This is a genomic window from Algoriphagus sp. (genome assembly GCF_039969895.1).
Taxonomy (GTDB): domain Bacteria; phylum Bacteroidota; class Bacteroidia; order Cytophagales; family Cyclobacteriaceae; genus Algoriphagus.
The window spans coordinates 1-10,977 of the sequence record NZ_JBDVMZ010000020.1 but is presented as its reverse complement, the minus strand read 5'-3'; the positions used below and the strand labels follow the sequence as shown (position 1 = coordinate 10,977).

General features: G+C 41.0%; 16 protein-coding genes, 1 tRNA gene and 1 pseudogene. 5 read left to right on the top strand and 13 right to left on the bottom strand.

What is annotated here, in order from left to right; all coding sequences use genetic code 11:
• Positions 1-108 (top strand): annotated as a pseudogene (locus ABJH64_RS14785) (DDE transposase); the annotation flags it as partial.
• 125 nt (positions 109-233) lie between these two features.
• On the opposite strand, the gene ABJH64_RS14780 reads toward ABJH64_RS14785, so the two are convergent.
• Positions 234-309 (bottom strand) — tRNA-Gln (locus ABJH64_RS14780).
• A gap of 320 nt (positions 310-629) precedes the next feature.
• Here ABJH64_RS14780 and ABJH64_RS14775 point away from each other — a divergent pair.
• A complete protein-coding gene (locus ABJH64_RS14775; protein WP_348334721.1) occupies positions 630-875 on the top strand; it encodes a hypothetical protein in 246 nt (81 codons plus the stop codon).
• Positions 876-929: 54 nt separating this feature from the next.
• Here the strand turns inward: ABJH64_RS14775 and rplI are convergent, their stop codons facing one another.
• The 4 genes from rplI to ABJH64_RS14755 form a co-directional block, all read right to left on the bottom strand.
• Positions 930-1,373 carry a 50S ribosomal protein L9 gene (gene rplI / locus ABJH64_RS14770; RefSeq protein ID WP_348334723.1) on the bottom strand — a complete coding sequence of 148 codons (444 nt, stop codon included), beginning with the start codon at positions 1,371-1,373 and terminating at the stop codon, positions 930-932.
• 27 nt (positions 1,374-1,400) lie between these two features.
• On the bottom strand, positions 1,401-1,652 hold the full coding sequence (gene rpsR, locus ABJH64_RS14765; RefSeq protein ID WP_057937597.1) for a 30S ribosomal protein S18: 252 nt from the start codon (positions 1,650-1,652) through the stop codon (positions 1,401-1,403).
• Positions 1,649-2,020, bottom strand: coding sequence for a 30S ribosomal protein S6 (rpsF, locus tag ABJH64_RS14760; protein WP_348275122.1), 372 nt, complete (start codon positions 2,018-2,020; stop codon positions 1,649-1,651). Before rpsF ends, rpsR begins: the two co-directional genes overlap by 4 nt.
• 127 nt (positions 2,021-2,147) lie before the next feature.
• Positions 2,148-3,077: a hypothetical protein gene (locus ABJH64_RS14755; RefSeq protein WP_348275121.1), complete on the bottom strand. Its 930-nt coding sequence runs from the start codon at positions 3,075-3,077 to the stop codon at positions 2,148-2,150.
• A gap of 17 nt (positions 3,078-3,094) precedes the next feature.
• Between ABJH64_RS14755 and ABJH64_RS14750 the strand changes: the two genes are divergently transcribed.
• Complete coding sequence (locus ABJH64_RS14750) at positions 3,095-3,685, top strand: SAM-dependent methyltransferase (RefSeq protein ID WP_348275120.1); 591 nt, start codon at positions 3,095-3,097, stop codon at positions 3,683-3,685.
• Here ABJH64_RS14750 and ABJH64_RS14745 read toward each other — a convergent pair.
• Positions 3,674-4,453 carry a class I SAM-dependent methyltransferase gene (locus tag ABJH64_RS14745; RefSeq protein ID WP_348275119.1) on the bottom strand — a complete coding sequence of 260 codons (780 nt, stop codon included), beginning with the start codon at positions 4,451-4,453 and terminating at the stop codon, positions 3,674-3,676. The genes ABJH64_RS14750 and ABJH64_RS14745 overlap by 12 nt on opposite strands.
• 1 nt (position 4,454) lies before the next feature.
• Entirely contained in the window at positions 4,455-4,841 is a 387-nt protein-coding gene (gene apaG / locus ABJH64_RS14740; RefSeq protein WP_348275118.1) for a Co2+/Mg2+ efflux protein ApaG, read from the bottom strand.
• A 61-nt stretch (positions 4,842-4,902) separates the two neighbouring features.
• On the opposite strand from apaG, the gene ung reads away from it, so the two are divergent.
• A complete protein-coding gene (ung, locus tag ABJH64_RS14735) occupies positions 4,903-5,565 on the top strand; it encodes a uracil-DNA glycosylase (protein ID WP_348275117.1) in 663 nt (220 codons plus the stop codon).
• A gap of 162 nt (positions 5,566-5,727) precedes the next feature.
• Here ung and lepB read toward each other — a convergent pair whose 3' ends face one another.
• The 5 genes from lepB to ABJH64_RS14710 all read right to left on the bottom strand — a co-directional run bounded on the left by lepB (position 5,728) and on the right by ABJH64_RS14710 (position 9,846).
• Complete coding sequence (lepB, locus tag ABJH64_RS14730) at positions 5,728-6,798, bottom strand: signal peptidase I (RefSeq protein WP_348275116.1); 1,071 nt, start codon at positions 6,796-6,798, stop codon at positions 5,728-5,730.
• 15 nt (positions 6,799-6,813) lie between these two features.
• Positions 6,814-7,536, bottom strand: a complete 723-nt coding sequence (dapB, locus tag ABJH64_RS14725; protein WP_348275115.1) for a 4-hydroxy-tetrahydrodipicolinate reductase — start codon at positions 7,534-7,536, stop codon at positions 6,814-6,816.
• Between the two features lie 2 nt (positions 7,537-7,538).
• On the bottom strand, positions 7,539-8,066 hold the full coding sequence (locus tag ABJH64_RS14720) for a DUF5683 domain-containing protein (protein WP_348275114.1): 528 nt from the start codon (positions 8,064-8,066) through the stop codon (positions 7,539-7,541).
• Positions 8,067-8,149: 83 nt separating this feature from the next.
• Positions 8,150-9,061 (bottom strand): ParB/RepB/Spo0J family partition protein, encoded by a 912-nt coding sequence (locus tag ABJH64_RS14715; protein WP_348275113.1) that lies wholly within the window; start codon positions 9,059-9,061, stop codon positions 8,150-8,152.
• Positions 9,062-9,063: 2 nt separating this feature from the next.
• Positions 9,064-9,846 carry an AAA family ATPase gene (locus ABJH64_RS14710; RefSeq protein WP_348275112.1) on the bottom strand — a complete coding sequence of 261 codons (783 nt, stop codon included), beginning with the start codon at positions 9,844-9,846 and terminating at the stop codon, positions 9,064-9,066.
• Positions 9,847-10,192: 346 nt separating this feature from the next.
• On the opposite strand from ABJH64_RS14710, the gene ABJH64_RS14705 reads away from it, so the two are divergent.
• A complete protein-coding gene (locus tag ABJH64_RS14705) occupies positions 10,193-10,771 on the top strand; it encodes a methyltransferase domain-containing protein (protein WP_348275111.1) in 579 nt (192 codons plus the stop codon).
• 52 nt (positions 10,772-10,823) lie between these two features.
• Here ABJH64_RS14705 and ABJH64_RS14700 read toward each other — a convergent pair.
• Positions 10,824-10,977, bottom strand: a 154-nt coding sequence (locus tag ABJH64_RS14700; protein WP_348275123.1) for a transposase, incomplete at its 5' end; no start/stop codon positions are given.

Below are 10,977 nucleotides of genomic sequence, written 5' to 3'. Positions count from 1 at the left end.
GCATCAGCAGAATCATTCAATGCAAAAATAAAAGCATTCAGGGCTCAGTTCAGAGGAGTCACCAACATTGAATTCTTCCTGTTCAGACTATCTAACATCTATGCGTGAATAAACCTGCTCCCCAGATATTCAGACTGATCCGATATTCCGACTGATCCGTACTCAGGGAGGGTTTGAACTCTGAGATAAAGGCATAAAAAAACCGCTGATTGTTCAGCGGTTTTTTTTTCGAGTGGTTGGTCTACCAGGGCTCGAACCTGGACTCTTCTGAACCAAAATCAGACGTGTTGCCAGTTACACCATAGACCAGTTTTACTTGAGGTTCCTTTTTCAGTCCCTCTTAAAGTGTCACAAAGGTAAAGTCTTGGTTCTTTTTTTCCAAGCTAGATATCAAACATTTTTCATGATTTTGGCTAATGAGCTTGGAATCAGCTGGAAATAAAGTTGGGGACTGTGGCTTTTATTTGCCGCAAATTCTAGAGGAGAAGTTCGCACAATTATGTAGAATAGGATAGGGATATGACCTTAGATTGTGATATTGTTAATAATGAGGGGTTTATGTTGTTTGATCCGAAATTTATCATCAATTTCGCGAGTATATTGTTAAACCAATCTAATTGTTATTTAGTATGCAAGTAGAAAAACTAGAGAAAACAGTCCCGGAAGTTGTTCAGAAGCTTTCCAAGTTGAAATCAGGTGAAACCCTAGCTGCCGAGCTTTCTTGGTGCTGGATGAGCTTTCAAAATGATCAAAATCCAGTAGGGGTGATCGAAAAAGGTCAGCAGGCTTTAGCGCTTTTCAAAGAAGCGAGAGAAAAGAACTCAAAGGCAGTGTCCAAGAAATTGGTGGAAAGTCTGGAAAAAGCTTTAGCATAGGCATAAAAAAACCCCGAATTATCGGGGTTTTTTACTTTTATCAGTGTGCTAGAATTATTCTCCTGACACGTTGAATTTTACGTTTGTTTTCACTTCTCGGTGAAGATCCACCTCTGCAGCGAACTCTCCAGCACCGTCAACAGGCGTATTGATAGAGATTTTCTTTCTATCGATTTCGATACCTTGAGCTGCTAAAGCATCAGCAATCTGTAGGGTAGTTACTTTACCGAAGATTTTACCTGACTCACCGATTTTCGCTTTGATCTCAAGAGTAAGTGCCTCAAGTTTTGCAGCGATATTTTCAGCTTCAGTTTTTATCTTTTCTGCTTTGTGAGCAGCTTGCTTGATGTTCTCAGCAAGAATTTTCTTGTTAGATCCAGTGGCAAGTACAGCGAAACCTTGAGGGATCAAGTAATTTCTTCCGTACCCTGGCTTTACATCTACCATGTCATTCTTATAGCCAAGACCTTTGATGTCTGTTTTTAATATGATTTCCATTTGTAATGATCTTTTGTGATTGGACGATTATTTCAACCCATCGGTTACGAATGGCAACAACGCCAAATGTCTTGCTTTTTTAATAGCCTGAGCTACTTTTCTCTGAAATTTTGCAGAGTTACCAGTAAGTCTTCTTGGAAGAATTTTACCTTGCTCATTGACAAACTTCAACAAGAAATTAGGATCCTTGTAGTCAATGTACTTGATGCCGTGCTTCTTGAATCGGCAATACTTTTTTCTGATTTCGCCTCTATTGATTGGCTCGTTAACTAATGTCATTTGGTGGCTTCCTCCTTAGCTTCAACTTTTTTGTTAAACTCTCCTTTTCTTCTTCTTTCGGCATAAACAATTGAATGCTTATCCAAAACAGTAGTCAAGAATCTCATCACTTTCTCTTCTCTTCGCAATTCTAGTTCGAATTTGCGGATTAGAGTAGGATCGGCCTTGAATTCAACCATCACGTAGAATCCTGTAGTCTTTTTCTCAATGGTGTAAGCCATTTTCTTAAGACCCCAATTTTCCACATTAATGACATCTGCCCCCACTTCTTTTAACAAGTTCACAAACTTGTCGACAGTATCCTTCATCTGAACATCAGACAAAACGGGAGTTAAAATGAATACCGTCTCGTAATTTCTTTGGAACATTTTTTTAATGTGTTTAAGGAATTTAATAAACAGGTTGCAAAAGTAGGAGAAATCTCCCTGTATTCCAAACAACTAGCAAATCCTAACTTAGGAATGCTCAAAAAAAACATCCCAAAGGAGGCTTGAATTATTTCACTGAGAAGGTTTTGGAACCGACCTCGTAGTTATCCACGAATATTTTGACCAAATGATCTCCAGACACGTAGTCTGAGCCTTTTTCGTAGAAGAAGGTTAACTCCTGCTCGGTGTTGTCAAAAATCACATCCTGTTTTACTGTGTAGAATTGCTCTTTACCTTGTATCATGAATGTGCCTGATCCTTTGGCTACATCAAAAATAGGTTGGGAGTTCGGAGCTAACACTTGTACATAAATATTTCTAGGCCCTTTTTCGGCTACCTTATTATCTGCAATATTGAAACTTACCTTGATTCGTTCGATTTGTCGATTTCGAAAATCTTTAGTCGTTTCCACTCGCTCTTTTCCTTTTGAATTAACCGCTGCTATTTCGATATTCTCTACCTTAAGCATGGATGCTACGGTGACCTTCGCTTGAAGATCTTCCTTCTGTAGGTTTAGCTGTGCTACTTCTTCTTCTATTTCCGCTTGGGTTGTTTTTAGGTCCTGATTCTCGGTGAAAAGCTGCTGGTTCATCGCACGTAACTCCAGAATCTCCTGATCTTTCTCTACGATCATTCCATTATAGGATTTGATTTTTTCATTCAAAGCCATTATTTCTGAAGAACTCCTTTGCCTTGAGGTATTTCTTTCTGCGATGAGTTGATCTCGTACTTCTTCCAAAGACTTCACATCACCCCCAAGCTTCTCGATCTCTTGAATTCGTAGATCAAGCTGATAAGTCACTGAATCTAGACGCTTGTTCAAATCATTGTTTTCTGTAGATAACAGCAGGATTTCTTCCGATTTTTTGGTGCGATCTACGTAATCAGTGTAGAGCTTGATCCCACTTATAATCACTAAAAGAATCAAGACGATAATGATAATATTTTTACCTTGGTCTTTCTTCTCAGGCGTGTTCTTTTCGAATTCAGTATTCATTCAAGTATGGTGTTAGTATGACTTTCTTAGACAAAGATTATTGGACTGAAAGATATTCCTTGGGCAAAACGGGTTGGGATATAGGTTTTGCCTCCCCTCCGCTTGTGCAATATTTAGACCAAATTGAAAACAAGGACATTCAAGTCTTGATTCCCGGTGCTGGTTCGGGCTATGAGGCAGTTTACGCTAGGAAGTCCGGGTTCTCAAAATTCCATGTATTGGATTTCTCTGGGGAGCCTCTGGATAGATTCAAAGCTGCTAATCCGGAATTTCCACAAGGGCACGTTCATCATGAAGATTTTTTTGTGCATCGCGGAAAATATGACCTGATCTTGGAGCAGACTTTTTTTTGTGCACTGGATCCTAATCTTAGAAGGGACTATGCGCTGAAGATGCTATCACTGCTGAATCCTGGTGGTAAATTGGTTGGCGTTTGGTTTGATAGGGAATTCGACTTCGATGGCCCGCCATTTGGTGGAAATGCGAATGAATATAAGGTGCTTTTCGAAAAATATTTTGAGGTAAAAGAATGCTCGCCTTGCTATAATTCGATTCCTGAGCGAATGGGATCGGAAGTATTTATGATTTTGGTAAATTCAAAAATCTAAGGTGTATTCAGTTTTTTGTCCTGGAAAATCGAAGAATACGACCCCGCATTCATAGAAGTCAAAGCTGAGTTTCACGGCAGGTTTAGCCTTGATATCCGCCCAAGCCTTGCTCATTTCTGCAGACCAATGAATGTCACCAATAACAACAATAGAGGTTGAATGGGTTTTCTGTTGGATTTGCTCAAAGTAGCGAATGGTCCCTTCATAGGTATGCGTGGCATCGATCAGTGCAAAATCTATCTGGTCCAACTTTCGGAGCGTTTCAGACAAGGTTTGGCTAAGTTGCCCCAGCACAAACGTTACATTTTCATATCCTTGCTCCGGTTGTGCTACCTCCCAAATTTCCTTAGATCCTTCAAAAGTGTAGAGTTTTCCCTTAGTCACCTTGGAAAGATATCTAGTACTGATTCCCATGCAGGTGCCAAGTTCTAGTACTGTGGATGCTGGCGTGAGGGAGCAAAAAAACTGGTAGAGTTGCGCATGTTTACGGCTGCTGGTGCTGAATTTTGTGATGTCAGCTACACGCCTTTTGCTGGTGTTGACTCTTTTTGATCCCGCTCCAAAGTCTGTGACTTCAATAATTTTATCAGAAGTGCTAAGAGAAGCTCTGTAAGCTTCTATATCCAAGTCCTCTTTTTTCCTGATTTCAAGAAAGCGCGTGAGGTCTTGGTGAATTTTGAAAAGAAATGGAGATTGAAGGGAAAATTTATCCTCTTTCTTCAGCCAATATGCTAAATAGGATAGGAGAGGGTAAGCTTTGTTTAGCAAATCAATTTTGGAAGTAGCTTGCGATCATTTGAAACTCTGGAATGAGGACTTCGAATTTGCTGCCGTCAAATAATTTTTCCATGTAGTAAACTCCGGTCATTTTCCCGAGGCCAGATTTTAAATTGCATCCGGAAACATAACTATGTGATTCACCAGGCTCTAAGATCGGCTGCTGGCCTACTACTCCATCGCCTTCTATTATTTTTCTGATTTCTGCCGCATCAGATATTTCCCATCTTCTACGCATTAGCTGCACAGTTTGGGAGCTTTTGTTTTCAATAGTTACCTTGTAAGTGAAAACGAAGTGATGTTGATGAGGACTTGAAAACTCGGATTGATAAGTGACTTCTACGCTTACCTGAATTCCTGATGTAACTGCAATTACCATGTATTGAACATTTAAAAGTCTGTAAATATACAATTTATAGTTTGAATAATATTAAAACTAAATGAAAGCTACCCTCGAGCCAAGTTGGGAAGGTGCATTAAATCACCTCTTAGATCAACCATTTTATAAAAACTTAGTCAACTATGTCCAAGACGAGTATGCTCATGGAAAAGTTTATCCTGCGGTCAATGATATTTTTAATTCGTTTAATTTTTGTCCTATAAATTCGGTGAAAGTAGTCATCTTAGGGCAGGATCCTTATCATGGTCCAGGTCAAGCTCACGGCTTGTCATTTTCGGTCCGACAGGGAGTGTCAATCCCTCCGAGCCTTGCTAATATTTACAAGGAAATACAGGCTGACTTAGGTCATGTCATTCCTTCAAGTGGTGATTTGACACGCTGGGCAGAGCAAGGTGTCTTTCTGCTGAATGCCACACTTACCGTACGAGCTCATGAGCCAGGATCTCATCAGAAGCGAGGATGGGAGAAATTTACAGATGAAGTAATCAAAACCCTTAGTGATAGACGAGAACATGTGGTGTTTTTGCTTTGGGGTGCTTATGCGCAAAAGAAGTCTTTGCTTATCGATGAGAAAAAGCACCTGATTCTGAAAGCACCTCATCCTAGTCCATTGTCATCCTATCGAGGTTTTTTTGGGTGCAAGCATTTTTCAAAAGCGAATGACTACCTAGCCGCAAATGGGATTAAGCCTATTGAATGGTGAGAAAAGTAATCTGATTTTACTCTCAGTGAGCAGGTTGGATTTGTTAGAAGTTAGCCGTTATTCCTCAAGCTTCAACCTATAGATCCTTTGTGTTTAAGGCCATCGGATCATTCCCATTACAGTAGGTTTAAAAAAAAGCCCTGATCTCACAGGGCTTTAAGGTTAATCTATTCCGTTAAATATTCTACTCCAACGGATCTTGCTGAACATGGACTCATGCTTGTCTAGAGACAGCCACAAGAACCAAGCTTTGCCCACAATATGATCTTCTGGTACAAAACCCCAAAAACGTGAATCCAATGAATCGTGACGGTTGTCACCCATCATGAAATAATAATTCTGCTGGAACGTGTAGGTATCTACTTTCTGTCCATCGATGAATAACTGATTTTCTCTTACTTCTACATTTTCCAGTCCTTCATACTTTTCTATTGTGAAACCGTATTTCATTACGTTTTCGCTAGTCATTTCTATAGTCTGACCTTCAGCCGGAATTTGAAGCGGTCCGTAATTATCTCGGTTCCAGGTTTGAGCCATCCCAGAAGGAAATATTCCAGGATTAGGAGCCCTTTCCAGACGTTTGGTGGCTGAGGTTACTACTGGAGAAGATTCTAATCTGCTGATTATCTCATCGGTAGCAAAAACCATATAGCCTGATCCATCGGTAAACGGCACGTAACTATCTTGATTTATTCCATATTGGTTGAGGAAATCTGCAGTAAGTGGTCTGTTGGAAATCACATCATACGAAAACTGCATTTCTTCAGGTTTATCAGCGATTTTTCCATTCACATATGCCTCTCCGTCTTTAACTTCTATCACATCCCCTGCAATTCCGATAGCGCGCTTGATGTAGTTTGTCTTTAGGTCAGTTGGATATTGAAATTCAACGGGGTAGTTGAATACCACAACGTCATTGTTTTTGACATCTGCAAATCCCGGGAGTCTGAAATAAGGAATTTTGATAGCGTCAGAGTAGGAAGGTATTTCCGTTCCCCAAACTTTCTGATGAGTGAGGGGCACTTGCAAAGGTGTCATTGGAAATCGTGTCCCATAGTGCATCTTACTTACAAAAAGGAAATCACCCACTAAAAGGGATTTTTCCATCGATGCTGTGGGAATGGTGAATGGCTCAAGTAGTAACCATCTGATCAAACTGGCTGCTACTACTGCAAAAATCAAAGCATCAGCCCATTCGCGGGCAGCTGATTTTTTTTTAGTTGACTTACTCATTTTTTGTTTTTAAGTTCAGAAAGATAGAAAATCATCCATGGAAAATACGCCTTTCCTACCTTGAATCCACTCCGCAACCAAAATTGCGCCAAGAGCAAAGCCTTGACGGCTATGTGCCGTGTGAGAGATTTCAATGTCGTCGATTGCAGACGTGTAACGGATAATATGCGTGCCAGGAGCAGGATCTATTCGCTTGGAAGTGATAGGAAGTGAGTGTTCATTTCCGCTCGATTCATCGGTCAGGTTCCAGCTTTTTAGATTGTTCAGGTTTTTAATGATGCCTTCGGCCAAAGTGATTGCGGTGCCCGATGGTGCGTCCTTTTTGGCGGTATGATGAATTTCCTCTATGGCACTTTGGTAGCCGGTAGTCTCATTCATCAACTTGGCTAAATATTCATTGACTTTAAAGAAAATATTGACGCCGATGCTATAGTTGGATGCATAGAAAAATGCGCCATTGGAAGCTAAGGTGAGCTGCTCGATTTTCGGCTTTTGGTCAAGCCATCCTGTAGTCCCTGAGACGATCGGAATTCCTTTTTCAATTGCCCATTTGATATTTTCAACAGCCGCTTCAGGCTGGCTGAATTCGATAGCCACATCTATAATAGATGGATCTAATGTGTTTAACTCATCGAGGTTGTCGATAGAGATTTTACCGGCGATGCTATGACCACGGACTTCGGATAGCTGACCTATCAGCTGCCCCATTTTGCCATAGCCTAGAAGTAATATGTTCATGTTTAAAAGTTGAGTTTTAATGAGACCCCTACAGATTTGTTGTTGGATGAGAAGCTTTCGTAATGCGGTTCGATTTTCAGGGCAATCTCGTCTGTGACATCAAAGCCGGACAGATGTGCATCCACATTGGCGTCAATCAAGTTGAGCGCATAGATTCCCACCAAGAGAAGGTAGCATAGATCTCTGCTTTTTCGCCAATAGTTTACATTTCGTACTAGCCCATCCCGGTTGAGGCTTGGAAAATCAGTAGGAAGGTCATCGTCAAAATCTGCAAGTGCCTGTTTGAAAATCTGATAGCGACGATTATTAAAGTTAATAAAGTAAACATCTGTGATGATGCCTCCATAGATCAAGGGAACCTTCCACGCTTTTCCATTATATACCTGTCCGGCTCCTGGAAGTATGGCAGAGAGAATTGTAGCCTTTTTAGGGTTTTTTGGGAGTAGGGAATAATCAGGCTGTGACTTGGATTCTTTCGACGACTGAATTTCTAAGGTGTCTGCATTTTGAGCAAAACTATCGTAGCTCATTTTGAAACAGATAAGAAAAAGTCCCACTAGGAATAGCGGGGCTTTGAGCAGCACTGTGATATGAGAAAGCTTTGCCTTCAACGTTAGATGATTTCCAAGATTTCTAGTATCCTATTCAGGTCTGAGGCGGAGTTGAAAGGAATTTTTATCTCACCTTTATTTTTGGGGTTGGTCTTCAACGCTACTTTGGTCCCAAAATGGCTCGCTAGTCGTTGTTGGAGCTTGTTTATTTCATATTTCCTCACTGGATCTAGCTGTGCTGCTGGAGCTTTTTCGGGCTTACCTTCACTCAATGCTTTGACCAATGCTTCGACTTTTCTCACACTTAACTCCTCTTCCACGGCTTTTTTGAAAATAGCCAGCTGTACATCTACATCCTCTACATTAATCAATGCTCGGGCATGCCCCATGGAAAGTTGTTGGTCACGGATTGCACCCTGAATGGATGGCGGGAGTTTTAGAAGTCTAAGGTAATTGTTTACTGTAGTTCTATTTTTCCCTACGCGATCACCCAATTCTTCCTGCTTTAGATCACACTCTGCCAACAGGCGCTGATAGGAGTGAGCTATTTCCAGCGCATTTAAGTTTTCCCGTTGGATGTTTTCTATTAACGCCATTTCCAGCATTTGCTGATCATTGGCCGTACGAATGTAGGCGGGTATTTCTGTCAATCCCGCAATCTTGGAGGCTTGAAACCTGCGTTCACCGGAGATTAGCTGGTATTCGTTTACGTCGAGTTTTCGGACCGTGATGGGTTGAATAATACCTTGGACGCGAATGGATTCTGCCAGTTCTGCCAGTGCATCCTTGTCAAAGTGAACTCGAGGCTGGAACGGGTTGACTTGTATTTGGTCCAGAGGTATCCCGAATATCCCAGTTTTCACTACTTCAGGCAAAATCTCTTCAGACTTGTGTTTGGCGGGGCTGTCTTCCAGTAAGGCACCAAGACCTCTTCCCAAGACACTTTTTTTACGATTTGGTTTTTGGTCTGACATAGTTAGTTGGTGGCTTTTTGAAGATCATTTTTCTGCGCGATCTCATCTGCGAGATTCATGTAGGCTACTGCTCCTTTTCCATCTGCATCAAAAGAAATAGCTGGTAAGCCGAAACTAGGTGCTTCACTGAGTCGCACATTTCTAGGGATGATCGTATCAAAAACCATGTTTTTGAAATGCAATCGGACTTCTTCAACTACCTGATTGGAAAGGCGAAGCCTGACGTCATACATGGTCAATAAAATGCCTTCAATCTCAAGATCTGGATTTAGCCTGGTTTGAATGATTTTTATGGTATTTAAAAGTTTGCCTAAGCCTTCAAGGGCGAAATATTCGCATTGGACAGGGATTATCACCGAGTTGGCAGCAGTGAGTGCATTGATTGTAATCAATCCCAGAGACGGTGAACAATCAATAATTATGTAATCGTAGAGATCTTTCAGCTCTTGAATTACCTCCTTCATTTTCTCCTCCCGATTGTCAAGATTGATCATTTCCACCTCGGCTCCGACAAGATCGATGTGTGAAGGCACTAAATCGAGGTATTCTAGATCTGTTTTGTGAATGATTTCTTTGACAGCGATTCCATCCACCATACATTCATAGATGCTGTTATTGATGGATTTCGGGTCATGACCTAGTCCGGAGGTGGTATTGGCCTGCGGATCAGCATCAATCACCAGGGTCTTAAATTCCAGAACGGCCAAACTAGCCGCCAAATTCATCGCTGTGGTAGTTTTGCCTACTCCGCCTTTCTGATTGGCTATGGCAATGATTTTTCCCATGGTGTTAGTAGAAGAGTAATTTGAGCTCAATATTACGCAAAATGAATTCTTTTCTGGCTGATATCCTTGGTTTTTTTAGCCTGTGCAAAAGTCCCCTTAATGGTTTTTTTGGCATCAGTATAACTTGTTTTTAATGTTTAATCAATTGATAATTAGCTTTATGGTTTTGTTGAAGGCTAACCCACATCCATCGGCAAAGCTCGTATTATTCTTGGATCTCTGCTTGGTTATGGTTGGAAAAGTAAACGTTTATTTTTGAGGCAAATTGTAGTTTTTTTTAAAAGGAATTATGTGATTAGGCGGTTATTGAGCCTTAAATAGGGACTTTGCTGCTAGAGGAAATACTATGGAACTAAGGAGTCTGGGGGATAAGGAGTTTGATTCGCTATACCCGATTAAAATTCGAAAGGTGTCAGGTACCCACTGGACTCCGGTGAATGTTGCCAAAGCAGCGATCTCGTTTCTTAATGAAGCTGGAGGTAGAGCAGTGATGGATTTGGGGTCTGGAGTTGGTAAGTTTTGCTTGGTAGCTGCGTCAAATTCTGATGCCCAACTCACCGGAGTAGAAAACCGGGAAAATCTGGTGCAATTGGCTAGGAAGTTAGCGACCTCCCTTCAAGTTGAAGATGTGAATTTCATCCATGAAGATATGAGTAATGTGGATTTTAGAGATTATGACGGGTTTTACTTCTTTAACTCCTTTGAGGAAAATATCAATCTGGCAGATCGGTTAGATAAGGAGAGCCAAATTGATTTTGAACTGTATAGTCATTATATCATTCAAATCCGTGACAAATTAGAAGCCTTACCAAAACATACCCGAATTGTGACCTACTGTGGATCGGCAAGAGAAATACCTAACTGCTACCGATTGGTAAAGTCAGGCAGTAAGGGCAAGTTGAGATTTTGGGAGAGAAAAGGCTGATTGAAGGGTTGGTTTTGAAGGATCAGTCTTAATATCTGGTGAGCAGGTTTATTCACGCATAGATATTAGATAGTCTGAACAGGAAGAATTCAATGTTGGTGACTCCTCTGAACTGAGCCCTGAATGCTTTTATTTTTGCATTGAATGATTCTGCTGATGCATTTGTACTCCTGTTTTCAAAGAAGTTCAGAATGGAAGTGTAGTGA